The organism is Neochlamydia sp. S13, assembly GCF_000648235.2.
In the GTDB taxonomy this organism is placed as follows: domain Bacteria; phylum Chlamydiota; class Chlamydiia; order Chlamydiales; family Parachlamydiaceae; genus Neochlamydia.
Map to the genome: position 1 here is coordinate 1,936,433 of NZ_AP017977.1, position 26,456 is coordinate 1,962,888.

At 37.0% G+C, this 26,456-nt stretch carries 15 protein-coding genes and 1 pseudogene; 8 read left to right on the plus strand and 8 right to left on the minus strand.

Translation table 11 applies throughout. The annotated features are described in order from the left end of the window. The first annotated feature begins 1 nt into the window (after window position 1). Window positions 2-1,495, plus strand: coding sequence for a bifunctional ADP-dependent NAD(P)H-hydrate dehydratase/NAD(P)H-hydrate epimerase (locus TY21_RS07520; protein ID WP_042243263.1), 1,494 nt, complete (start codon window positions 2-4; stop codon window positions 1,493-1,495). A gap of 392 nt (window positions 1,496-1,887) precedes the next feature. On the opposite strand, the gene TY21_RS07525 is transcribed toward TY21_RS07520, so the two are convergent. Then, the gene (locus TY21_RS07525) at window positions 1,888-3,117 is read right to left on the minus strand and encodes a leucine-rich repeat domain-containing protein (RefSeq protein ID WP_052354621.1); all 1,230 of its coding nucleotides are present in this window, start codon (window positions 3,115-3,117) and stop codon (window positions 1,888-1,890) included. A 727-nt stretch (window positions 3,118-3,844) separates the two neighbouring features. Here TY21_RS07525 and TY21_RS11510 point away from each other — a divergent pair. Beyond that, a pseudogene (locus TY21_RS11510) lies at window positions 3,845-4,288 on the plus strand (transposase); the annotation flags it as partial. A gap of 593 nt (window positions 4,289-4,881) precedes the next feature. Here TY21_RS11510 and TY21_RS07545 read toward each other — a convergent pair. The 4 genes from TY21_RS07545 to TY21_RS07560 all read right to left on the minus strand — a co-directional run bounded on the left by TY21_RS07545 (window position 4,882) and on the right by TY21_RS07560 (window position 8,545). After that, a complete protein-coding gene (locus TY21_RS07545) occupies window positions 4,882-5,418 on the minus strand; it encodes a hypothetical protein (RefSeq protein WP_042243272.1) in 537 nt (178 codons plus the stop codon). After that, window positions 5,415-7,634, minus strand: a complete 2,220-nt coding sequence (locus tag TY21_RS07550) for a hypothetical protein (RefSeq protein ID WP_042243275.1) — start codon at window positions 7,632-7,634, stop codon at window positions 5,415-5,417. The genes TY21_RS07545 and TY21_RS07550 overlap by 4 nt, the downstream gene beginning before the upstream one ends. Window positions 7,635-7,643: 9 nt before the next feature. After that, window positions 7,644-8,114, minus strand: a complete 471-nt coding sequence (locus TY21_RS07555; RefSeq protein WP_052354622.1) for a type III secretion system chaperone — start codon at window positions 8,112-8,114, stop codon at window positions 7,644-7,646. A 236-nt stretch (window positions 8,115-8,350) separates the two neighbouring features. Beyond that, complete coding sequence (locus TY21_RS07560) at window positions 8,351-8,545, minus strand: hypothetical protein (protein WP_042243278.1); 195 nt, start codon at window positions 8,543-8,545, stop codon at window positions 8,351-8,353. 314 nt (window positions 8,546-8,859) lie between these two features. Between TY21_RS07560 and TY21_RS07565 the strand changes: the two genes are divergently transcribed. After that, window positions 8,860-12,033 (plus strand): NACHT domain-containing NTPase, encoded by a 3,174-nt coding sequence (locus tag TY21_RS07565; RefSeq protein WP_042243281.1) that lies wholly within the window; start codon window positions 8,860-8,862, stop codon window positions 12,031-12,033. Between the two features lie 57 nt (window positions 12,034-12,090). On the opposite strand, the gene TY21_RS07570 is transcribed toward TY21_RS07565, so the two are convergent. Together TY21_RS07570 and TY21_RS07575 are read right to left on the minus strand one after the other, a co-directional pair. After that, on the minus strand, window positions 12,091-15,066 hold the full coding sequence (locus tag TY21_RS07570) for a pentapeptide repeat-containing protein (RefSeq protein WP_052354623.1): 2,976 nt from the start codon (window positions 15,064-15,066) through the stop codon (window positions 12,091-12,093). Window positions 15,067-16,171: 1,105 nt separating this feature from the next. Continuing rightward, the gene (locus TY21_RS07575; RefSeq protein WP_042243283.1) at window positions 16,172-16,465 is read right to left on the minus strand and encodes a hypothetical protein; all 294 of its coding nucleotides are present in this window, start codon (window positions 16,463-16,465) and stop codon (window positions 16,172-16,174) included. Window positions 16,466-16,541: 76 nt separating this feature from the next. On the opposite strand from TY21_RS07575, the gene TY21_RS07580 reads away from it, so the two are divergent. The 5 genes from TY21_RS07580 to TY21_RS07600 all read left to right on the plus strand — a co-directional run bounded on the left by TY21_RS07580 (window position 16,542) and on the right by TY21_RS07600 (window position 24,574). After that, entirely contained in the window at window positions 16,542-18,602 is a 2,061-nt protein-coding gene (locus tag TY21_RS07580; RefSeq protein ID WP_042243286.1) for a serine protease, read from the plus strand. A 76-nt stretch (window positions 18,603-18,678) separates the two neighbouring features. Continuing rightward, the gene (locus tag TY21_RS07585) at window positions 18,679-19,812 is read left to right on the plus strand and encodes a hypothetical protein (RefSeq protein WP_052354624.1); all 1,134 of its coding nucleotides are present in this window, start codon (window positions 18,679-18,681) and stop codon (window positions 19,810-19,812) included. Window positions 19,813-19,880: 68 nt separating this feature from the next. Beyond that, the gene (locus TY21_RS07590; protein WP_042243289.1) at window positions 19,881-21,539 is read left to right on the plus strand and encodes a hypothetical protein; all 1,659 of its coding nucleotides are present in this window, start codon (window positions 19,881-19,883) and stop codon (window positions 21,537-21,539) included. Next, window positions 21,532-24,231: a pentapeptide repeat-containing protein gene (locus TY21_RS07595; protein ID WP_042243291.1), complete on the plus strand. Its 2,700-nt coding sequence runs from the start codon at window positions 21,532-21,534 to the stop codon at window positions 24,229-24,231. The genes TY21_RS07590 and TY21_RS07595 overlap by 8 nt, the downstream gene beginning before the upstream one ends. Before the next feature lie 148 nt (window positions 24,232-24,379). Continuing rightward, window positions 24,380-24,574 (plus strand): hypothetical protein, encoded by a 195-nt coding sequence (locus TY21_RS07600; RefSeq protein WP_079979992.1) that lies wholly within the window; start codon window positions 24,380-24,382, stop codon window positions 24,572-24,574. A gap of 334 nt (window positions 24,575-24,908) precedes the next feature. Here TY21_RS07600 and istA read toward each other — a convergent pair whose 3' ends face one another. Further along, on the minus strand, window positions 24,909-26,231 hold the full coding sequence (istA, locus tag TY21_RS07605; RefSeq protein WP_158623048.1) for an IS21 family transposase: 1,323 nt from the start codon (window positions 26,229-26,231) through the stop codon (window positions 24,909-24,911). Window positions 26,232-26,456: the final 225 nt, after the last annotated feature.

The following is a 26,456-nucleotide window of genomic DNA, read 5'->3' on the forward strand; positions in this document are numbered from 1 at the left end:
CATGAAAGTCTTTACAGCACAGCAGATGAGGAATTTAGAAGCGCAAGCCTACCAAGATAACGCTTCTGAGGAATTTTTTATGGAACAGGCAGGCGCTAGCATTGCTCAAATGGTAGAAGAGTATCTTAACATCCATCAGCTTGCTAAGTATATTATCTTATTGTGTGCTAAAGGTAATAATTCTGGAGATGCTTACGTAGCAGGGCGTTATCTTTTAAAGAAAGGATGTAAAGTATGTGCTTTGCAAGCTGTTTCTTTAGAAGCAGGTTCCCCTTTATGTATCAAGAATTATCATCGTTTTAAGCAAGCAGGTGGAGAGACAAAAGATCCCTCTTTTTCTTTTCCTGAAGAAGGAGTTATCCTAGATGGCTTCTTTGGCACAGGATTTAAAGGCAGCCTACAAGAGCCTTTTGCTAGTATAGTAGGGCGTGCCAATACCTCTAAATTACCTATCTTAGCCATCGATATTCCCTCAGGATTAAATGGTGATACTGGGATTGCGGAAGGTGAAGCCATTCAAGCCACTCAAACTCTTTTTTTAGGCGCCCCTAAAAAAGGCTTCTTTATAAACGATGGCTGGAACTATGTAGGTAACTTACATCCTATTGACTTTGGGATGCCTAAAGAATTTTTCGATCAGGCTCCTACTGATATGATTATGCTGACTAAAAACATTGTGCAGCCGCTACTTCCTCCTATTAAAAGATGTTGGCATAAATATGAACGTGGTTATGTGACAGCCCTAGCAGGCTCTCCTCACATGCCGGGGGCTGCCCTTCTCTCTGCAAGGGCAGCCTTAACGGCAGGAGCAGGCATTGTACGTTTAATTCATCCTAAAGAAATGGAAATGGCACTTGCAGCTGCCCCTGTGGAATTAGTGCGGCAAAGCTATTGTTTGCAAAATCTAGAGGCTATCCTTGAGCCTATAAATAAAGCGTCCGCTTCTTATATAGGGCCTGGTATGGGGAAAACAGAAGAAGCCTCTTACCTTCTTAAATCTATCCTCAAGCATATTAAAAAACCTTGTGTCTTAGATGCAGACGCGCTAACTCTGCTATCTGAGAGTCAAGTACCTTTACCTAAAGGGCTAGTATTAACCCCTCATCATGGAGAGATGTTAAGGCTCTTAAGAGCGGAGCAAGGGCCTCTCGCCTCAGGAAAACTGCTAGAATTAGCTCAATCATTTACTAATGATAAAAATGTTACCTTGGTACTTAAAGGAGCTCCTACCTTTATTTTGCAGCCAAACTTGCCTATACATGTTAGTCCAAGAGGTGATGCAGGAATGGCTACTGCAGGGAGTGGGGATGTATTAACAGGGATAATTGCAGCTTTGCTAGCGCAAGGTTTACCGCCTCCTCAAGCCGCAATCTTAGGAGCTTGGTTGCATGCTGTAGCAGGTGAACAAGCAGCTAAAGAGAAAACCTCTTATTGTATGACAGCCTCTGATATCATTACTTACCTTCCCCATGCTTATAAAGAGCTCTTAAAATAAGGCGAATTGCCTTAACGTAGCCCTTCCTGCTAATACGCTTTTGAACTACTCTTTATGCCATCGCCTATTTTACAAATACATCTTTTTAAAATGGTGGTAGAGGAGGTAGGATTCATCGTATGTCCTTTTTATTTAGCCGTTTTTTAGGCAATATAAGGGGAAAAACACAAAACATACAAGAACATATCAGCAATTAGATCCTTAGTCTTTGAACTTGAAAAATAGAGAAATGTAAAAAGCAGTTAGAATCTCCTACCCCTTTAGCCAAGAAGACACCCCTTCGGATTTTAATATCTCTATAATGGACCAAGGTTCTCGATATCCTTAAAGCCTTCTAAGCATACCTATTCGTTTCTTTAATCTATTGGAGATGAAGAAACAAACTTTTTTAGCTAAATACGAAAGCGCTGCTTTATTTTATCTGGAATGTTTTGTAGCGGATTTCCATTTAACTTAGGAGTTAGCCGTTTTAATAGCTGTCCTATCTCTGGAGGAAGGGAGTTTAAGTGATTATTGTTTAAGTGAAGTTCAACTAGTCGGGATAGTTGCCCTATCTCTGCAGGAAGGAAGGTTAGCTGGTTTCTTTCTAAGTGAAGGAAGCGCAGCTGGGATAGCTGCCCTATCTCTGCAGGAAGGGAGGTAAGTTGGTTGTTGCCTAAGTAAAGATTATCCAACAAAAAAAGCTGCCATATCCCGGCCGGAAGAGAGGTAAGCTGGTTGCTGCTTAAGAGAAGATATTGTAGCTGAGATAACTGCCCTATCTCTGCAGGAAGAGAGGTAAGCTGATTGCTGTCTAAGTAAAGCGTTCCCAGCTGACTTAGCTGTCCTATCTCTGCAGGAAGAGAGGTAAGCTGGCCGTGTTGCAAGTAAAGTTTTTGCAGCTGAGAAAGCTGCCCTATCTCTGCAGGAAGGGTAGTTAGTTGGTTGTAGTTTAAGTTAAGCTCTCTCAACTGCGATAGTTGCCCTATCTCTGCAGAAAGGCACGTCAGCTGGTTTCTTTCTAAGTAAAGTTTTTGCAGCTGCGACAGCTGCCCTATCTCTGGCGATAAAAAAGTTAAGCCTGATTCACTTAATTTTAGGTGAGTGAAACTTTTATCTTGCTCTTTCATCCATTTGCTTAGTTCTTCTATATAAGCCTTTAGAAGCTCTCCTTTTTGCTTTAAAGGTAATGACTTAACATTTTCTTTGTTTAAGTTCTCCTTCCCTCCAGGCAGTTTCTGCCAGAGTAAGAGGCGATTAATATTTAAGAGATAAGAGGAGTAATTAGCCAGAGTAAAATATCTTTTTTCCTCAGTTATCCATTTAAATTCTAACCCTAAAGGAGAAAGAGTGCTAGCTAGAGTAAAGATTTGCTTAAAGATGGCATTGACTTTTGCTGTTTCAGAAAGCCTATCTTCTAGCTTATAAACCCTATCTAAAATAAGAGCCTGCTTATTAACATCTCCTTGAGGAATATGCACTTTACCTATTTGTTTATAAAGAGAAGGCATGACTTCTGTAGCCAGCAAATATCGCCATCTTCCACAAACGCTAAATAAAGAAGGGCTAGCACAAGCTTTTAAAATAGAGACTAGTATTTCGTTAGGTAGATGTTCAATGCTGGTAGAGGAGGAAGTATTCATTGTATGCTTTTTAAAATTAGCCGTTTTTCAGGCAATATAGGGGAAAAATCACAAAAAATACAACAAAATATCCAGGGTACGAGTAAAAAATATTTGATAAATCCCTGTAAATTTAGAATTACCTCCTTTTTTAAGAAAGCGCTAACGTTGTCAAAAAGAAAGACTACTGATAATAACTTTGCAGATTTTTCCTGATTCTCGAATGAGTAAGCGATGCATTAATCGTATAGTGTATTTGTTTATGATTACGCTTTGTGGATATCTAGCAGAATGCAATACCGTGGCTGACGTTGCTTATTTTGCAGAAATAAAAGCAGACAGGTTTACTGATCTAATAGGATTAAAGGTAGCTGTATCCTCTCCTCGTATGATACCATAAAAAAGCTAATGAAACCCAGGCATTACCCGCCTTGCTGGGAGGCTATTAATGTAAATGGAACGATTGTATTGATGGATACTCTTTATACCCCATATGGATATAAGTGATGAGTTTTTAAATAAAAAGGCTGGCTATATAGTAGAAAATAAAGGCAATCAAATTTATTTTAAAGCCGAAGCATATAACTTTTTTGGGCAAGCAAAAGCAGTTAATTACCAGGGGGTAAAAGGAATGACTCGGGAGGAAACTCACGAGAAAAATCATGGTCACATAGAAAGTCGCTATGTGCGTAGTCAATGTATTGGAATGGTTTCCTCAACAGGAGAAATGGCATTTGCATTCAACGATAATAAGGTTTTCAAAAGATTGATTAAAAGAGGAAAAAACACCTCAGGAGGGTTTTCAATGCTTTAAACTTCACTTGATTATCAATGATAAGAGAGAGGTTTTAGCTTTTCAGCTTAACTCCGGTAATGTTTCCGATGTTTCTATGGTCGATATCTTGTCAAAAAGCCGGATGGTAAAGCTATTTGGCGACAAAAGTTACCTTTCCTCTCAATTAAGATAAAATCTTATTAATCGTGGATTAGAGCCATTAACAAGCATACGATCGAATATAAAAACAAAAATTGATCTCTTTTTTAAGACAAAATTTTGCTAAAAAAAGATCTATAATCGAAACAGTAAACGATCAATTAAAAAATATTTCTCAACTTGAACATACTTGTCTTAAGATGCGTAGGAAATTTTCTAGTCAATATGCTGGTAGGAATAGCAGCTTATAGTCACTAGCAAAAAAAGCCTTCTTTGAAGTTTTTTGGCCAAAAAACAAGTGTCTTGATTACCAACTAAAAACTTGAAACTCAGATTTATAGTAAAAGATTGAAGATATACCCTTTAAAGCAACTTTGTAAGTATTGATTTTTAAGAATACAAATAAGCTTTTTCTAAATAGGGTAAGGAGGACAATTAAGGATGGAAAAAGGTAAGCGGTCACGGGGAGCAGAAACGCTTAAGTTCTTGATAATCAGAAGATAATGTAAATTTGAAAGTGCAGTAAATAGGAAAAACAGCTATATACAAGCATTTTTGACTTTGCAGAGGCCCGCAAAATTCCATCTAAAGCTAGGCTTACCCTGTGACCACTTACGGAAAAAGTTCTTGGGTGTAGACTTTAAAAACGTTGAGCCATTCATTAAGTTGTTCACGAATGGAATTTAATTAATCTAGATCCATTATCCCCTCCTTAATTAATAAACCTTACCTACATTAATATCAGAAATTTACTTAACGAGGTGGTATAGAGTACGCGCTTGCATTTTTTAGGGGATAAAAAAGCTGAGATAGCCCCAACTTATTTTTTACGACGACTTACTACAAAAGATTTAAGGTTTAACTTGCTGGGCAATCTTAATGATTTCTTCTAATATTTGATTAAAAGTAGTTTCTCCTCTAGCAACTCTTTCTAAAGTAGAGTTAAAAAGCTCTAGCGTGAGCATGATTAAACCAACGATAGAAAAGTAAAGGTTTTTATTGAAATCTCTTTCTCCGTAGAGCAGGATATAACGATAATTAAGTGTTAGATTTATCTCATCCATTTCAAATCCCGGAAGTTCAATCAAACGATTTAAATAACAAATTAGGCTACTCACTTGAGTAGAAGCTTGGGGGTGAATGTTGAAAGGAAAAACAGCGTGAAATTGAATGCGGTAAAAGGGATTGTCTGAAGAGTCAAGCCCTTGCATCAACTCTTGTTTTATAGCAGTTACCTCTAAAATTTTTTCCCGTTCTTTATCATCTACTCCTAGAAAAAGGAGAAGACGTGGATAGAAAGTTTGATCGGTAGCTTCTATGTAAGAGCAGTCAAATTTTTCGTCCATCAAAGCTTGTTGGAATTGTTTTAGAAATTTTTCTTCTGTCATTGTGTTTGCTCTTTTAAATAGTTAATGTATTTTTTAGCCTTAAAATTATTAAGCTGTTGCTTCATTAACGCTAGCAGTTCTGTATCATCCATTTTAAAAAAGTCTTTTAGCTTATCCATCAAAGCATTCTTATCCACTTGATCTGACCTCTTTTTAAGGGCTTGATAATCTATTCCCATTTTTTCTTTTAATATCTTTTGAGTTTCTTCGTCAAACTCGAAAGAAGAATTAGGCTCTAAAATTTTCTCCATAATAATCAAAGGCACATTCATCGCTTTCTTTTCAGCTTGGGTAATTAAGCCATTGGCTGTAGCAAAATCTGCACTGCCAGCCTCCTTCAAACGATTCTGCAATCGCGTAATTTTTCCTTCTTTTCCTATCCAGGATTCCACCTTCCGCTTTAATCGCTCTTGTTTTTGGCTTTCTTTTTCTAGCATTTTAAGCTGCCTTTCATGCTTTCTATCCAATTCCTCCATCATTTTTTCCAGTTGCGTTTGCTCCCCATAGCTTTCTAGCTCATCGATTTTCTTTTTCGTTTCTTTGTGTAATTTTTCAAGAGTTTTCCTTAACTCAATCGGATAAGCAGCAGCCTCCAATGTCTTTTGCTGCTCCAATAAGCCTGCCAATTGCTCATATCTGGCACTTGTAATTTTTAGCGTGTGTATGCGTTCTTCTTGCTTATTTAATTGCCAAGAACGGATTTTAGCAGGAAGCTGAAATACTTCAAGACGCACCCCCACTCCCTGTATCACACATTTGAAAAGATGAGGTTTATATCTATAAAAGAAATAAAGCCCTATACCCATTATTGCTATTCCTAAAACAAAAAAGCCTAAGCCAGGCAGAGCCATACTTGAGGAAGCTAAAGCAATCACGCCAGTAAGGGCTAGAACTTGTAAGGTAATCGCTAGAGTGGTGGAAAGACAAGCAAGTATAAGTTCTAGATTTGAGGATATAAGCTTAAAAGTAAAAAACTTCTTTTCACTTCTGACTTTTAATTCTGCTAGCGTTTGCAAACTATTTCTCGTCATGACATTGATGGTATCTTCGGTTTGATCAATATCTTCTATAAAGTTTTGGAGCAAGAAAGCTCTAAATGAAGGCTCGGTAATTTTTTTTTCAAAAGTTTCTTTATCTATAATCCCTTGCGTTTCGCACTCCATGCCCTTCTCTTCTAAATTATCTTTAATTTCTTCAAAAGAAAAAGTCTGAAATTTACGCAAAATTAGACGCTCTTCACGTTTAGCTAAAAGATCTTGCGCTTGCTGAAAAGTCCTAGGATCTTTGGTAAGCTCAAGCATCCAAATCTCATGAGTGGCTCTAGCTTTTTGAGCTTGCCATACACCAATCGTTTTCATCGTTATATCTAAGAAAGATAAGGTCCAACCTAAGGCTGTTTTTCCAGCAGGAATCGCCAGCTTTAATGCACTTAAAACCAAGCTAGTACTTTTGGCGGCTATAAAACTCGCTGAGAGAGTAAAGTTAATAACTTTATTTTTTAATTCCCGTTTTTGGGCACTAATAAACTTGCGGAGAATACTAATGGAGTCTTTAAGTTTTTCATCTTGCGGATGATGTTTAAATTCTTCCACTTTCTGCTTTAAGAGTTTTTTTGCCTGCTGATACTGAAGGCCTTGCACAATCAAAACAGCGCCTTTCCCGATAATTTCCACGCCCCGCAAAACCGTTCGTATAATTGACACGGGCAAGATAACGTTTCCTACTATTTCTCCTAATTTTGGAGGAATGCCTATAACGGGTGCTATATGGCCATAGGGTTCAAGAGCTAATTTATGCAGCTTATCAGGTGCCCATTGAGTTGCTTTATAAGCATTTCCTAAATGCCCTTCAATCTTTTTTCGCTTCTCAGTTTTCTTAATAAAACTATCTAAAGCATACACGTTTTCCTGCTCGGCAAACGTTGTTATAGGTTCTGATTCAAGCAATAAAAGGGTTTCTACATTCTCTAATTCCTGTTCGACTTGGGCTATTATTACTTCGGGTTCTGCCCTAAAAGGCTCCTCTTCATTTAAAACCTCTACTCGATTGATCACTAGGGTAAAGTCAGAAGGTTCTATTCTCTCAATAGAGCTAGAAGGAATGGCAGAATTATGCTTATCTGTTCTAGAAACTTGAGGCTCATCTGCCAAAGGGACGGTAGTTGGCAGGGAAGAAGACTTTAGAGCTTGCTGGGAACGTATAAGAGGAGGCTGCATGATTAATCCTTATGCATAAAAGATTTTTTTACTATGATGGAAAGTAGGTCGAAGCTCTACCACTGCTTTTTTATCACTATCTTGTGAAGCAAAAGCTTTTAATTTAGTTATCCAATAGAATAAATATTTCACAAATTGATTAAACCTTTGAATGAATTGAGGATAATTCAACTCATTTTTATCAAAATATTCAAATAGAACTAGAGAGCGCGTTTGTTCTACATACCCTAAGCTTGCTCGTCCTGTTTCTCTGCCGAAAAGATTGCCTTTTAAAGCCATTAAGCTTACCTCCCCTTCTTTTTCTAAGGGAAGACTACCTACGCTAGAATAGAGATAAAACCCCTCCTGATCGAGAGATTTCTCAAATGTGATAAGATAATGACCATTCATTAAAAGCGTGCAAAGTCCTGAGCTATCAAGCTGAAGTCTACCTAATTGTTTAGATCTCCCATATTCAAGCAGCAGATCTTCTAACTCCATACCCTTCCTTAATAAAAATATTATTAATTCAATTTTTATTATAACAAATAATAATTATTAAATTCAATTAATTACAATATTAATTAAACAATAATAACAAATGTTATCCACTTATTAATATTTACATATATATAAGCAATGAGGTTTTTTTGATCATTCTTGAGAAGTAAAATATTTGTAATTACTCAGATATTCGTTTGGTAGGCAAATAAAACTTTGAGCAAATTATAGATTTGCTAAAGATGATGATAGATGTAGAGGAAAGAGATAATACAAGTGGCAAGCCTTGGAAGAGTCTTTAACAACACTTGCAGAATTTGCCCGCCTTGTTTTCTTGCTGGAGAGTAGCTCAAGTATTCGACAAGTAATAAACTCTTATTCCAAGTGAACTTAAGAGCATCTAGGGATTTTCCTGTTTGGCTTTTTTGCACTCTTTAGATCTTGTCTGGCTTAGTTATGAGCGAATGCGGATAAAGCAGGGACGATGCTATATTTATGGAAGATTAAAAATAATGAACTTTATCTTCAATGGAGAATTCCCCAGAAACTAGAATCCATAGACACTCATATTCATGCAGCGATAGATTTAAGTGAACAAAATAAACTCCTGCTTATGCAATTTGGTGCAAAAGGTTAGATTGTCTGCTAAAAGTTTCTTCCCACATAAGACCTTGAAATTGTATGATATAGGTTGAGGCAGTCGATCATAAACTAACTTTAGCATTAAACTAAGGAGGTTTTTCTTATGCAAGTAGATTCCAACAACTCTGCAGCTCTTACATCCCAAGATCTTTCTACCACCGACTATGTGGGTAGCCATATCCTGCAAAAATGGCAATGGGGGGAAAATAAAGAAAATAAAGTGTCATTAAAAGTAGATGCAGAACATACAGATATTATAGGCACTAAAGTTATCTTTGGGAACCATCCTGAAGGCAAAAAAAAATATGAAGCGACATCAGAATTTACCATTAAAGCAAAGACAGCAGCACCTTTATTAATCGAATCCCCTGAAAGCTTTAAATTATTGGCCATAAACAGTGGAACAGATGGTCGCTTTAACGTCAAATTTTTACTTAAAGATAAAGTTTTCTTTAGCACTCGAGCTCCCACAATCTCTAATCCCCCTCCCTTGTTACCCGCACCTGAAATAATTACTAGAGGCCTCTCTTCATCGTTTGAGCCCTTATCACCCTCGATTATTGTGGTGCCCCCGCAATATGTCAATACCCCTCCTCTTCAGCCCTTTGATTTTTATTCATTCAATAATGCAAGAGATTTAGCGTTAGCTTATCTAAAGGGATATGAGCATCCTTTAATTCCTCGAATTATCCAGCATATGGTCGATAGCTTCCAAGAATTAACAAATCCTCGCGGCGATTTTGTCGAAGAAATCATGGTTATTATTGAATTACTTGAACCCAATCAAAGGAATAGCATCCTTGAGAGGCTCGTACAAAATGTTGATGAAGAGATTATTAAGACACCTCTATTCCTTGAAGCTCTAACAAGTTTTTTCCAAAATTTTCAGAGAAGCGCTTACAGGAAAGCAATTGCTGAAAGCAGAGATAGTGAGGCGTTAGAGAAAAAATTAAATTCTCATCCTTTTTCTACTCTAGAAGCTGATCATTTTATTAAGATTATGAATATGTTACTACACAGGCTTGAGGAAACTTCTTTAGCTACCTCTATAGCTAATAACGCAGATATATTAGTCACTCAATTAGAAGCTTTTAGCTCTCTTTTAGAAATTATGGAAATGACAGCAATACGGAATTTAGAGGAAAAAGATAGGGAAAAATTTCCTCACACTGTAGATCGTTATAGAAGGCATAGTAACTTAAGTGTGGCTTTCTTTGCAGAATATAGCACACAAATATTTAGATGCATTTCCCAGCAAACTAGCATATCCCCCTTTCTTCAAAGGGTAAATAAAATTTTAAATAATTTCAAAGCTCTTGCTAACCAAAATCCCAGTGAAACGGGTATGATAGATAAGTTTTTAAAAATTTTTGAGGTCCAAGAAGAAAACTCCTGGTACATTCAACTATTTATCTTAAGATATCTCTTCATGCAAGAGGATGTTTCATTTCTAACTGCATTTAAAGCCTATCTAGATACGGCTCTAAAAGAAAGAACCGATGATGTCATACAGCTAGCTTTACCTACCCACCATCCCTTCTTTCTAAAAGGATTGGTTGAGATCCTTCGTCAAATCCTTATTCATTATGCTTCTATAGAGCCAGAAGCAGGGAAGACTGCCATTCTCTTTTTACAGCAAATCTGTGGGGATAATTTTCCTGATAAACCTGATAAACAAGCCCCCCTCAAATTAAGAATGGATACCTTAATTGACATAGAATCATCTATTAAGCTACAAGAGCTTTATAGAAAACAACTTCGTGAAGAGATTATTGATTTCCTAAAGAAGTGTGCCGTCACCCACCCTGTCTATGCAATGCGACAAATAGCACAAGCAAGCCTTATATGCGAGCTTGAACCTAGCTTTAATCCAAATACAATGCCCTCTTCTGTGCCCAATAAGTTAAATCAGTTTCCTCATGATTTATTTAATGAAGCAGTCAGAAAAGTGGCTCCTTGGTTCAAAGGTTTTCAAGATATTAAAGCTAATACCCAAAATGATATCCAGTTGAAGCAAGACGAAAGCTATTATCTTCCTGTAGAAGCTAAAAAATCCTTATTTCGTAAGCCAAAAGAGTTAGCTAAAAAGATTGATAAATTTCTCCATAAACCCACGGATAAAGTTTTGCTTATCGAAGGAGCGATGGGATCGGGCAAATCTCTTTCGATTCGTAAGTTTGCGTGGGATTGTTGGAAAGAGGATCCTTCGCAGTATTATGTTCCTATTGTTGTCTCTCTACCCTCTTTAAAAGACCCTCACCAAATGGTGAGAGAAACCTTGAAAGAGCACCATTTGCAAGATCATGAATTAGAACTCAGAAAGATGAACATCCTATGGATATGCGATGCTTACGATGAATTAAAAATTGGTGCTAAAAGCAATCTTTATCAAATTAATAGGTTTAATCAATGGAGCCAATCAAAAGTTATATTTACCTGCCGAAGTGGTTATCTAGATAAAACAGATAAAGCAAATTTTTGGCCTTTCCCTGGAGATGATAGAGGATTAAAAGAACTCCAAATTGTTCCATTTACGAAAGATAAAAGAGATGCTTATTTGGAGCAGTACTTAAAAGTGTGTCGCGAAGAAGGACATCCTAGCCTATGGGACCAAGATGACTACGTAAAATATTTAGATGACCATCCCCAGCTAGTTGAAATTATAGAACAACCCCTCTTTCTCAGAATTATGGCAGACACCCTACCTCATATTGTCAACCTTCATAAGAAAACAAAAAAAGATCCGGAAATCGATTTTACAGAAAATATGTTTTTAGCTGCTAGCTTTTGTAGAATTATTTTGCGTGAAGAAGAGAAGCTTAGAAGGACTCGTCGCCCTGCTCATGAGTCACTTGAATGGTTACCCAGTAGAGTAGAGTATCTATCTTATTATATCAATGTCGCTCGTGGCATGCAGGCCTATGCATGGAAAGCTCATCCAGAACTCAGATATACTGATAAGAATAGGGACCAAACCTTCTTTTCTCTGGAGGATCCTATGGTTAATCAATCCTTAAGCGATGTAACGGATGGCCAGCTCAATGAATCACTTGCTTACTTATTTTCAGCTGGCAGACAAGAAAAGAAAGCAGAACAATTTCGTCGCTGTGGCCTTTTAATCGAAATTAATAAAAAATGGGGTTTTAGACATGAAAGCTTTTACAAATTTTTTATTTATTTGGACACTACTCAAGGAGATAGAGAACAAGTTGCCAGCCAACTTTCTGAAGATAAATTTGATTTCGGCTCAACTTTACAGCTAGCCAGAGTGCTGTAACAACAGCACTCTAGTAGAAAGAGGGATTTTTCTAAATGAAGAAAATTTAGATTTTCTTTAGGATGAATCCTTCTTTTTAGGCCATATTCCAGAAAGAAACGCTACAGACTTTTGATAAGCCTGTTGAAGAATATTTTGCTTGGTTGAAGATTCTTCGATATATTCTTCCTCTGCGCCTAATTGTGTTAAAAGTACTTTAGCTTCTGCCTCCAAAAAAGCTCCTTGTATGTCGAGGTTTTCTGCCTGCAAAGTTTGAGGAACTTGCCATAACATTTGAAGGGAAAGACCTTTAACTTCCCACATATAAACATGCGAAACATTCCAAAGAGCTAAATATTTTTTATCAGACGAAAGAAGTAGCTTTGCTCCCGAAAAAAAGCGGTTTAAAGGAGCCATTTTCAATTGGATGATTCTCTGCTTTGTCTCGATATTCCACAGATGAATCTTACAAGCTTGTTGATTCGTATAGCATGCTGCAATGAGAGAACGATCTCCAGAGACATCATAACTTTCTAAATAGATCTTTCTTTTGGGATTTTTATATAACTTTGTAAGACTCAGCCCGGGTAGATTCCACACAAGAATCTGACTAGAGTAAAGAGCAATAAGAAAGCGGTCATCTTTACCAAAAAACAATTGTGGAACTTCTTTTTCTTTTTGTCTAATGTTAAGCTTAATTGGAGAACTAAATGCATGAATCAGTGGAATGTCTTTTTCAATTTTAATTTGAAGTCTCCAAAGGAACAGCTCACGATCATTAGCAAAAGCTAGAGGAGCTGCATCAACAAAAGCTCGAGGAAGAGCAAGTGCAAACCGATTGCTTGTTTGCGTAGGTAAACTTCTGGGTAAATATCCTATGCTCCTAGATTCTAAAACGTTCCAAATTTCAATCTCTCTGTCTCCCTCTAGAAAAAAGCAAGCTAGATAATCACCCTCTGGGGAGATTGTATAAGCTGCGCAAAGAGGGTCACAAACCAGATCTAAAACTATATTGTTTGTATCTTTTTTTATGCTTACTAAGCGGATACGATCTTTAAAGTCATGAAAATCTGTTTTTTTATCGTCTTGTTGTAAGAATACTTTACGATCTGTAACAAGATAATTGACTGAAGGAGCAAAGGAAAATGAGTGGGAGTGAAAATTAATATTCCATTGATTACCAGTTAAAGTTAGGGCATTTTCCCACCACAATCCCTCTACCTTTCTTGTTGTCATGCAACGGCCATTGTGAGGGTTGTACTCACGCAAAATAGATTCTTTAGAAATAGTTAGAAGACGATTATCTTTTGAAAAGCAGGCATCCGATATAGAAAACTTGAATTGATCCATTTGTTTTGCTAAGAAATCTTGTAAGTTAAAGATTGCAACTTCATCAGGCAATTGAGCAAATAATAACCCTTGACTATATGAAAAATGAAAGTTTTTCATGTTCCCTTCAAAAATTGTGCCTTTATAGAGTAACTGATTCTTGTTTAGATCGCGGAGGCAAAATTTAGCATTTCCTATTACTCCTAAAAGGGGAAAACCTGGCCCACATATATAGGCAATCACAGAGCTTTCAATAAATTCGATATTTCTAAGTACGCGAGATTCTTCCGTAAATAACTCTCTCACTTTGTTGCCTTCGACGCTATAGGCAACAACGGTACTCTTGAATGAAAAATTTTGATGCTCGACGTTAAAGCCAAAGTCTCCACTTAATATCGAAACAAGCAATTCTCCATCAGAGGAAAATTGCATATCATGAACAGGGAGTTCAATTGTTAAGCTGTTTCCAACTTTTTTAAGGTCATAAGAAAAGACGCTGATTTCATTCGTTTTATCATCCAAACTTGCTAATAAAGCAAAATAAGCTTTGCAGGGAGACCAACAAATTTTTCCTGGTAAATGTGATAAAACTCCCTCTGCAATAGGTACAAGATATCTTTCATCATCGGAAGAAGTGATTTGCCATAATTTAAATTCATACTTGGAATTTTCATCTTTGTCTGCCACACTTAATAAAACCTTAGGATAATAAGGAGATATTTCAAAAAGAGATAAGTTTTTGTCATGGATTTGAATATCAATAGGGTTGACAAAATGAGGATAAGGCCAAACATTTATTCGTCCATTATGATGCCCAGTTAGTAATATTTGCTGTTGATCGCAAAAGGTGGCATTTAGGCAATTGGATAGTAAATCCGTAGAGATTGTTTTAATGCACTGACTTGTAGGGAGATCCCATATATGGATAAAGTCTTGCGAAACAGAAACGGCAAATAGCTCATTATTTGAGACAACGAATAATTCAACACCAGCATGTTTTAAGCTAGGTTTTTGCCCTAAACGAATATTTTCAAGGTGACATCCCTCAAGATTCCCTCCCTTTAAACTTGCATTAGTGAAGTTGCCATATTCTAAGTGAGCGTTTCTCATGTTCACATTTTCTAAAATACTACCCCTAAGATCGGCGTAAGGGGCATAGATGCCTTGCAAATTAAGCCCACTGAAAGAAAAATCAGCTGCTCTCAAAATGGTGAGAGCATTAGCAGCAGCTATACGATTGCTTGCATTATCTTTAGACCTTAAGACGATATCTAGTAAGAACCGTTGCCTTTCTTCTCGATCTTGCTCCTCATTACACCAATTAACATGTAGCCGCAAGCGCCAATCATCATAAGTAAAGCATTCTTGGTTTAGTTTATAAAAAAGCTCCTCAGCTTCTTGCCTAAGTTCCTTAGATTGAAGCAATACTTTAAAGCTGCCTGCTTCTTTCTTGATAGTCACCCCTACAGAAGGAGGATAATGGTTAAACAATCTTTGTAACTTTTCCTTATAAAGGATAGGAAATTCCCACTCTACAGGACATCTGATTGTACCCTTTGCGGTTTTTAGTTTAGCTTGTAAAGTCCGTATATGCTCTATATCTATTTTAAGGGAATAGGTTCCCTCTATCCATTTGCCCTTTATACAAGAGATCCTCTTAGGAACAGCATGAATAGGTTGGGCTGCTCTGTGATCAAAATAAAAACTTGTTGTATTTAAATTCATTAACTTTTACCTCCCTTAAAATATTTCTGAAATATTATCAAATAGTATGCATCAGCCTCTCTCAATATTTTGATTTAAGTATTACTCTTAATATTTAACTTTTTCTTTAAATTTTACTTCATTAAAAATTTTATTGATAAACTTGCATTTTTTTTATCTTTAATACTTGTTGACCCAGTGACCACGCTTAAGTCATCAAGAAGGGGTTATCGTTTGTAAGCCTGAGAACATAATACTTAATATAAGCACCTCCTACAAAAGGATTTAAATGTATTTTCTATCTCTGGAGTTGCTCAACAATCGAAGAATGATCCCTTGTTTCAGAGGCCTTGCTCAGGCAAAAAGTTGACTTGACGGTATGCTATACTCTCTTGCTATCTAGAATACAGATCACTTTTTGCTTTAAGTTTCTTCAATAATCTGCTCTTTTTCTTTCACTGGCTATTCTTTTCTTCCCCTTCCTACTAAGGTAGTTAAGTTTGCAGCTAATCGTAATTATAGCTGTAATCCTAATATTTAACGCAAGTTCGATTAGCGAGGCTTACATTTTAAAAGCTGTCTTAAGATAGGATTTAAAAATGCTCAAGAATGACATGTTTAAACGATAGCAGTAAGCACCTAAAGCACCCATAGGAGGAACGAATTTCAAAAATCTGGCCTCTTTTTATGCAAGAATTCTTCTTTGTACTAAAGTTTGCAGGGATCTTTTCAAGCTCGTAAATATAAGTACGAATGGAAACGAGAAGAGCATCCAAACTTTTCCCGAAAATAATAGTGGAAAATTTGCCGAGCTTGCCTGCCTGTAAGCTAGTAAATTTATTATGTAAAAGGGATTAACATTTTATCGATGGCTATTGTATGGATAAGCCTCGCTTTTGAATAAAGCACCTGAACGATTACCTTTTTTCTTTCCTTGTTTTGTAAATCGCCAGAATACACATCTTTTATACTATCCTTTGGCTTGAGGATTAGCAAACATTTGGATTTTCATCGGTATAGCTTTTTTTCCTATAAGGATTAGCTATAATTAATTCTCCTCCCCTATCTTGTTCTATCGATTGCAGGTAGGCTTTAAAACCTCGTCTCACAGCTCTTTTAAGCCAAGCTAGCCGCGGCTAAGAAATGGTGAAATTTTATCATCGCTGATCTGTCCATCTATAAGGGAAGATAGTCCTTTGGCTGTCGCCTGGTAATGCTGACTGATAAGAAGATCTTGTGCCAGGGCTTTTCTTTTTTCTAAGAAAAACAAGCTTTTATCATACTCTTTTCCACTTATCCATGTACAAAGTGATTGATAAAAAGGGAGATAGAAATCCACATTCAAAAAAAATAAAACTTTACCATAATTTTCATTTGTAACAAAATGAAGGGAAAAGCACTTTAGAGATAGTGATTCCACTTCAAAAATGAAACCTTATCCTAGGTTTTGAGGTTATTAAAATGAATGGAAGAAAGACTTTAAAGGAAAATGTGCCATGATGATGGAATCTACACAAGGATCTATATCATCATTTGAAGGCTACACGGAAGATCTCCATATTTCGGAAAGTGTGCTACAAGTGGGCGATTTGCCACTAGCGGAAAATCTTCGACAACTAGCCAGCCGCATCAATATTGTATGCCGCATCATTTGTCCGGGCAATCAAGGGACAGGATTTGTCATTGACAATGGGCTTCTCTTGACTAATCATCACATCATTCCCAATCTTGAACAAGCTCAGAAGGCTTGCGTACAATTCTTTTATGAAAGATCTAGAAAGACACAAGAAATTGTAGAAGTAAGATTAAATCCAGACGAAAGCGAGGGAGGATTATTTTTAACTAGCGAAACCCCAGACGAGGGATTTTTACCTTTAACAAAAGATAAGTTAGATTTCACCATTGTAGCCTTCCGTTTACCCTTACCACATAAGTTAGATTTTGTTCATAAAATGGGAATGTCAATATTTTCTAATGTTCAGCCAATAGAGGGAGGGCATGCAAATATCATTCAACATCCCAGCTTGAAAGAAAATGGAGTAATGCATTCTTTCAAACGCTATGCTTTTTGGAAAAATAAAATCAAGCAAATAGAAGCCGATAAATTTATTGTCCATTACGAGACTACTACTTTACGTGGCTCCTCAGGTGCTCCTGTAATGGATGATCAAGGCGATTTATTAGGCCTTCATCGTGCTAGGTGTCCTAATCAACAACATCAAAATTGTAATACTGCTATTCTAGCTTCAGCAATTGCTGCAGCTGTGCTTGAGAGAGGATACGGGCAAAAAATTAAAGAATGTTGTTCTATTTTTCAGTCAGAAGTTCGTTTAAATTTTCTTTCTCTCTCACAAGACGAAGATTTGCAAAAAGAATTGAACTACTATATTCCTCTAGATGCCAGCCGCTCTTTAAAGGATGAGCCAAAAGACTTAGAAGAACAAGTTGAAAGCTTTATAAGCAGCTCGAATAGAATCTTGCTAATCCTTGGAGAAGCAGCTTCAGGAAAATCTCTTTTTGTACGCTATCTAGCTCTAAAAAAAGGGAAAGCCTATGCATCTGAAAAAGATTTCCTTCCTATTTACATCTCACTTTCATCTGTGAAACAAGCCGATCGCGTTTTAGAAGAAGGGCTCCAATATATCGTCTCGCCAGAGAATCTTCCGGATTTTCTTAAGGAGAAGAAACTGTTATTGTTTTTAGACGCGTATGATGAAATGCCATGTTTGCGCAAAGAGAAAAAAGAAAAATTTATAGAAAAGCAAAGAAAACTTTTTAATATTTATCTCGAGAATAACCTTAAACTAAGATTGCATAATGATACCAAAATTATTTTCACCTGTAGGATAACCGATATACAGGCCGAAGATCTACGATATTTTTATCCCGATGGAAAAACTCCCCAAGGTTTTAATAAGTTGATTCTTGCCGATTTTGATCCAGGCAAACAAATAAGTTATTTAACAAAATACTTAGCAATACAAAAAGAAAAAGGCCTTTCTCCCTCGTGGACAGTAGAAAAGTATTGGAAGTATTTTAACAATATCAGTGGACTAAAAGAAATAGTAAAAAATCCTTTGCTTTTGTTTGTAACGGCTGAAGTCCTTCCTAGCATTGTCGAAAAATTTAAAAAAGAGCGAAGCAATTCTGAAGAGAAATTGCACCTCACAGAAACAAGAATTTTAGACGAATTTATTGTTCAACGCATCCTTCGAGAGTATAACCGGCAGACCGAAAATAGCCTACGACCCCAGTATAGTAAAGAAGACTATTTAACATTTGCCTTAGACTTAATCGCGCAAATGAGTAAAGAGGGTAAATATGTGATTTCCCGAACAGATCCTAGCCTGATGAAGAAGTTTCAACGGTTTTTTTGCAATTCTGAAGAAGCTATCTTTAAAAGAAAAGCCATTCCTTTGACATGCAGCGAAGGAAAGGAATGGAAATTTATACATGATAAATTTCGCGCTCATTTTGAAGCTATGTGGCAACAATTTGAACTAGGACGAGAAGAAGAAATCCTTGAACTCTTAGGTGTCAAAAAAGAAAGTTTTTAGAGTGCAAATTTAATAAAAAAAATCTCGTTAAAAAGCGTACTATGTGGCCCTATAAAACTTAACGAAGGAGTATTTTATGCAATTAACAAATCCTGTAATAAGAATGTTCGATCCTCCAGGAGGAGATGCTCTAGAGGACTTAGATGAAGAACAAAAAACGTTATGGCATCTAAGGATCTCGCAGTTATTTGATAGAGTTATACAAGGATACCCAAACTCTAACGATGGGCCCCGTCGCCAATTTTTTAATCCCACCCAAAGAGACCGGGCTGAAGACCTTCAAGAAGCGACCATTTCCTGGATTGGTTTCCCTAAAGCAGTAAAGTTAGAGCTTCCTACTGATCAAGCTCGCTGGGAAGAAGCTGATAGTAGGCGTGCGTATCAAGATGAATATTGTGAATGGAGTGTTAGCAGAAATGCGGAGGATAAAATCACTAAAGTGACTTTTACGTGCGAAGGCCCGGAATATTGGCGATTTCTTGCTCAGGTCAATCCTGATCAAGTGATCCGCCTTTATCAAGAACATGTCGATCCCGCCGTAAAAGAAGAAGATCTATTTATTAATGGTGTTTATAATCCTGCTAATAAATGGAACAATTCTACTTCAAGAGGTGCCATGCATCTTATTCAGCCCAATAACACCTTAAGTGCCGAAATCGAACTTGCCGCAGCAGCGACTATTGTAAGAAGAAAAAAGGGAAAAATTATTACAAATCAAGGACAACTGATTAAATGTAGCCAATATGGTGTTCCAGAACGTAATAGCGATCCTCATATCGGTGCTTCTGTTAACACCTTGGCTCAAAAGGGAGCTTATTTAAGCCTAGCAAATCCTGTAGGACTCTACTTTGATAAGTTTGAGCCTCATGGATGGCATACTCCAGATGAGGAACCGGCTACTAATTTCTGGAAAATCGTTAGAGGAACCTCAAATAGTGGCTTAAGAGCAATATTCGAAGTTCCTAAAGAAAAGAACTATGTAGTTGGAGATATCACCATCAACGGTGAAAAAATTAAATACGGTTCGCAAATTGCTGATTTTGTCCATATTAAACTTACTGCCATCATGCAAGAGGTAGGTCAAGTAAAAGTCGAACCCGTGGAAGGATGTAGAGGGCCTATTAGCTTGCTTCAGGGATTCGAAGAACCTTTTAGAGAGCCTATTGAACAGATAAATGAAATATTTAGTACCCAAAAACGTGTAAACTAAAATTTTATAAAAAAATTTTAGCTTGCCACTTACAAGTGGCAAGCTATATTTATTCCATGGAGGTTACTATGGTTAATATAGATACAACCCGTACCGCTTTATCACCTGATGTTTATCCCCAAACGGTTTCTACTTCTCTTGCCCCTAAACGCCATCTTAGGCGAAGTAATCAGGATTTAAAAACGGATCAAATTTATAGATTCATTATGGGTGAAGATTGCCAAATAACTCCTCTTGAAGAAGAAGAAAAGAATGATCTTCAAGATGCTTTTATGACACTTCTTCTCCAAAATAAAAAATTTCCTTTAAGTCTTAGTAAGCTTGTAGAAGAATTTGAGTCTACAAATGCGCTAAAAGAAAAGCACATTTTTCATATTGCTGAAGGGGGCCAAGTGGAGTGGTCTTCGGAGACAGCGCGCTTAGATCGAACTTTTCGTTTGGCTGTCTACTTACAAATGCATCAAGAAGAGCAAGATGTATGGATAAGCACGGGAACAAATATAGACGATACAGAGGATGAATTTCTGCAACTGATGGCTTGGGATAGCAAAAATCAAGCATTTAATTTTTATCAACGCAATGTCGCCTGGATTTGGTCGGGCAATTCTCATCATGCTATCTTCCCCAATACGCGTGGTAAAGGTCCTTTTTCGGGCCATGTAAATGGTAGCCCTGTGATGAAAGAATTAGAAGCTCCCTGGGTACACTGGCATAGTTCAGAAGCAGAAATTTCAGCCAATATTTTTTCAGCAGAAGATTCTTTTCCCAAGAGTTCTTTTTTCAATGACCGTAAAAAAGCCGATAATTTTGAAAAGATTGTAAAAGCAGGGATTAGCCGTTGGAATGCAGCTCGGCTTACTAAACCTGAACATTTAAAACCGCTTTTCCTTTTCCGCCAGATTCTTGATAATACAACAATTAATTTGAGAAGTACTAAAAATGAAAGCGAAGGGATAGAGGACGAGGATACGGTAAGATTACCTTTTACATTTTTTCTCAATACTCAAGCTTTTTCTGCGTTAGGATTAAATTTTCCAATAAAAGCTCCTGAAGTAAAAGGAGGGCTATATAAAGAGTGTTTAGAAGAGTTAGAGTTTAAATTACAAGCGGAAGATTTTACTAAAAAAGGAGATACCCATTTTGCACTTGTAGCCCCAGAGCCTGCTTATGAAGATTATGACTTATTAGGAAAATTAATTGCTCAAAAAATTATCGATTCTAGACTAGCAGCTTGCCTTCTTATGGTTGACTTTCCCAATTCGATTTATTCAAATTCCCGGAAAAAGCTTTTGGACTATGTTACTGATGATTTAGAACAGCTAGCAAACAATATTGTTAACTCTGAAGATGCAAAAAAGCCACACACTCCTGAGGCAGAGTTTACTCAATATTGGGAACAGTCTAAAGAAGAAGGGTGGAAGCAGCTGTTTACACAAAGAATAAAGCAATATTTTATAAAGCTAAAAGAACAGATGGAAACAAAAGAGGGCTTTAACGGATTAATACGGCTTTTAGAATATCGTAAGGCATTGTTTAGACACCAGCCTATCTATGAATTTGATTTAACTCTGCCATTTACGAATATTTCCAATCAGGTTTCTCCTCTTAAAATGAATGAAGAGGGCCAGGTCGTCACTATCGATGCCTGTTTCCACCTTGAAATAAATCTAGCGAATTCATCCATGCATGTTGAGCAACAGCTCACCCTCAGTGGTGGAAATGACTAATGTGCTTAATGTACGCATCACTAGTTTTGGGCATGTAAAGTCGTCCTATACTTTAACAGGAGAATGGGATAGAGGGACTTGTACTCTTAGCCTAGATTTAGCTAAGCTTTGCCAGAGCAAGGCTGAATTATTTTTACAAGGTGGTAGTAGTGGGATCTCAGCTGAGATCAAATGGCATGTCCCTCTCGTTTCTTTAACTAAACTTCGAAAGCTTTTTCAAATGGAGCCCCTTCCTCTTACCATTAAGGTAGAGAAAAAAAATGCTTTTTGGAGAGTACATTTTTATTCTCGACAATTAAAAGATGAAATCATCCACGAATTTGTTACCAAAATTAATCAACACTCATTCGTTGAAGATAAAACTCTTATTGTAGCTCATGCGGATACATTAAATTTAGAAAGAATAAAAATTTTTCAAGGCATTATCAAAGGCACACGCACACATCCTGAATGGAGTATTGCCGCTGCTAACGCTATAACAGTTTTAAATCAGGCAGGTGTCTCGTTTGATAATAAAAATTTAGAGGATATAAAAATCAGCGGCGCAGACTTAACAAATGTGGTTTTCAGAAGAACAAGGCTTCGGGGAGCAGATTTAAGAACTACTACTTTAAAGGGTGCTTATCTGGAACAGGCTGTTCTCTATGAATCTTATCTCAAAGGAGTAAATTTTAAACAGCAATCTTCCCTTTACCATACTGAATTGCCTTTAATAGGCCCTAAAGAACCTATGGTATTTCTCTATGACAATGATTATTTTATCTCTGCAGACCGTCATATCTATATATGGGATCCTTTAACTTTGACAACAAAGCAAATTTTTAAAAGGTACAGCGATGACTGCATCGCTTTTTTAGCTTTGACTTCCTCCCATAAGTGGCTAATTAGTGCCAGTGAATGGTCTTTAGGGATATGGGGGCTCAATCCCTATCTAGCTTGTGAAGAAGAGATGAAGGTTGAGAACTATCAAATTATAGGAATAAAAATATCAGAAAAGCATCTAGCCGTCTGGGGTAAAAAATTCGATGAAAGTTATACACTATGCCTCTATTGCTTAGTTGAGCAAGAAGAGAACATGATAATAGAGCCGCTTCCTAAAACTGACCATGAGAAGGTACCTATTCTAGATGTTACTCTTTCGGAAGATGGCAGCCAGCTCATAGCGGTTTATCCTAATGAAATACAAATAAAAGATATAACGACTTGGCAAACAATTAAAAGAATTCCCTTAGAAGAATTGGGTCATCGGTATTTATTCTCTCCCAATAAAAGGCAACTTGTTTGCCTAAAAGAGCATAAAATTTATTTGATAGATTTCTATAAAGAGGCTAAACCACTACAGATTGAGGAAGAAAATTTTAATATCACTCATATTAGCTTCTCTAATGATGGTAAATTTCTTCTCTATGTCGTCAATAGTACGGCTGTCTGCCTTTATAACTTAAGAAGAAAGCGTCCTTTGTTTAGATCCGAGGTCTCATTAGAACCTCTCATTTCTTTAGCTTATGCTGAAGATTCTTTTATATTCGCTGATATCTCTCGCAGGATAAGTCTTCAGCCATTAGAAGAAGGATATTTAATGGAAAAAAGCCTGACAGGTTATATCACTCATGTCAGCTTTAATGGAATGTATGTTTCTCTATGGATAAATAGTGGCGTAATTCTTAGATATGAGAAAGCTACAGGAAAGATGAAAGATCAATCGACAGAAGAAGAAAAACAGCAAATTTTTAGCGAAGTAAAAGCCTTGTTACAGACAGACAATACGGAGAGACTTACTTCTCTACTCTCTGCATACTTTCCACTTCTTTCTCCTACCTACTTTAGGGATCTTGAATTCATCTATTTACACAAAGAAAAAAATATCATTAAAGCCATAGCTATGTCAGCCGATAGATCCTATATAGCCTATCTTATCTGTAATAAAAAAATAGTTATTTGGGATTTTAAACATACAGAGATGATAGAAGAGCTTTCAGTTGATTTTGAACTAGATACAAGCGATGAAGATACTGACTTTCTGATGACTTTAAGCGGAACAGAAAAAAGTTTAACTTTAGCTCTAGCTTTTAATCCTTTCAATTCTAAAGTTATGCCTTGTATTTATGTTTGGGAAATGGAATTAGAGGGAAAAGCTAAACCCCTAACGACTAAAAGTTGGAAGATAGAACATAATATGGGAGTTAGTATAAAAGCCATTCTCTTCTCTCATACTTCTTCCTATCTGCTTGTATGTACAGTTCAAGACAATGCCATCCGCAAGTGGGATATTTCAAAAAAAAAGCCTGTTTTAGAATTTTATCATATAGACTCAATCATAAGCTTTGAGATTTGCCGAGAGCATCGTTGGCTTATCACTACGAGCAGGGATAAAACAATACGTTTTTGGGATTTAGCCAATGGAAGTCTTCTTTATTCTTTAAAAATAAACCATGATATACAGCAAATAGAGCTTGCCCCTGAAGGCACGCACTTAGCTATATGGGGCACCGGCAGCTTCTCGCTTTGGGAGCTGGATATTATAGAAAAGACTAGTCATCCTAATCCTCGCCTGTTGTGGAGGTTTCCCCATCTTCTGGAGGCTAGAAACGCTATTCTCCATCCTAAAGGACATAAAACAAATAGTTTTATAGACGACTTGGGTGAAGGCAATCGTAAGCTCTTGATCCAAAAAGGAGCCAAAGATAAATAATCTTATTCAAAGCTATCCCTTCCATAGCTAGAAAATATTAGACCTCTTTCGAAATTTACCCCCTTTAATCTAAATTACTCACCTTACGCACAGAGGAGTTGAAAAATTACTCTAAAAGCATATTTTTTCTTTGAAAAGAGAAAAAAAAATGAATCTTGATCTTCTTGATATTTATACAGATTATCTTATCAGCCAGAACCCACAAGCAACAGCCACAGGGCTATCAAATCTTTTAGATGGCCAGATTAGCCATCACAAAATCACCCGTTTCCTCAATAACAATCCAGGCGGATCCAAAGAACTATGGCAGTATGTTAAAAAGCAAGTGCGCCATCTAGAATAAGATAAAGGCGGTGTATCGATTATTGATGATACGATAGAAGAAAAGCCCTATATAGATGAAAACGAAATCGTCTGCTGGCACTTTTCTCATACTCAAGGAAGATGTATAAAGGGAATTAATCTACTTTCTAAGCCTTATTAGCTAGGGTGATTACACTTTTCACATCGGCTTTGAAGTGATCAAAAAAGATATGCATTTTTGCGATGTGAAAACAAAAAAAGAAAAAAGGCAGTCATCCCTTGTCATCCGTCATGGTTGGTGACCCAGGGTCGGCAGTTTTAGTGACCCACCCCCTCGTCACCTTTAGTGACCCACCCTAGCTTGGATTTTTTCTTTACTTCTCGGTTTCTTTATTTTGTTTTGATCTTTTATGGAATTGTTCCATACGATAACTTTTTCCTTCAATCACAAGCTTTGTGGCTCTGTGAATCAAGCGATCTAGTGCTGCACTACCTATTAATGCATTGGCAAATATTTCCTGCCACTCTCCAAATTCTCTATTGCTGGTAATATATGAACGTAAATGCATAGCAATTTCTTGGCCTGCATGGAAAATTTTAAGAGAGCTTTGGCTAGCACAAACTTGTACTTCTTTGCCTATAAAAGCATAAGGAACCGAATACCAAACTTTATCAAAGCGCACTCTCCAGTCTTTGCCTACAATTGCACAATACCATTCCAAAACATCCCAACGGCAACTTGGAAGGGATTTTAAATGCTCCTTTTCTTCTTCAAAAAGATCTTGAGGGGTACGATCAACACCCCCAATTTTACGTTTTTCAGAAACCTCGCAATTCCATTGGTCAAGAGCTTTCTGAAAATCATCTTTAGAAGGCACTTCGATGCCTTTTTGTGCTTGACTTTCTAAGAAAAAGGAAAGGAAATTTCTCTTGATGTATTTGATGTCGTTTTCTACCCCACCTTTATGTTGAGGCTTGTAAGGAATGCAAGGGCTGATGATGAATGCATAGTGTTCTGCTAATTGCTGATAAGATCTGTTGAGTAAAGGTTCATGCAAAGAAGCTTTTGTCACCCCAGCTTTTAGATTATCGATGACAATTTTTGTAGGTACTCCACCTAGCCATTCAAAAGCATGGATGTGGCAAGCTAAAAATGTCTTGGTGCTTTGATCAAAAACAACTTCACGATAGGCTTTGCGTGAGTGGCGGAGCCTTAAAGAAAAGACCCAAGCGCGACGATTTTTACCACTTTCAGGGTCAAAACATAAACCTAGATAACCAAAATCTACTTCCGCACATTCACCGGGAATATGCTGTCTGATCATTATAGGTTGAATTTGTTTAGGAAAGTGTTGATGGATGAATCTTCGTACAGTTGATTCACTGCACATGATGTGCTCTTGAATAAGCTTATGAATGACCACAAAACTATGGTCTTTTGCTAACCAGTCTTTAATTAAAGGTTTAAAAGGATCTAAGTCATGCGATTTTGAAGATTTTTTTAAATTAAAAGCGACGAGAGCCTGGTGAATTTCATTCTCAGAAGGGATAGATCTATCGTTAGATAGCCACCCGCTGTTGTTTGCAACTTTATTGAGATTACGGATAATCGTACGATGAATACCGGTATCGCGATTAATAGAGCGAATGCTTTGCTTTAATTTTAGTCGAAAAATGACTTGTTGTAATTCTATCATATTTCTCTTCCTTGGCATAAAATCTCCTTTTCGAGACAAGATAAAAAAAGATTGTCCCATGAAGATTTATGCAGTTTAAGAGAAATAAAGAAAAAAAATTTTGGTAGCTAGGGTGGGTCACTAAAACTGCCGACCCTGGGTTGTCAAGCGACATGATAAATTGGCCCCCTGGCGACATGAACTTTTGACCCCCACCTCTGGCCGGCGACACCAACAATTGACCCC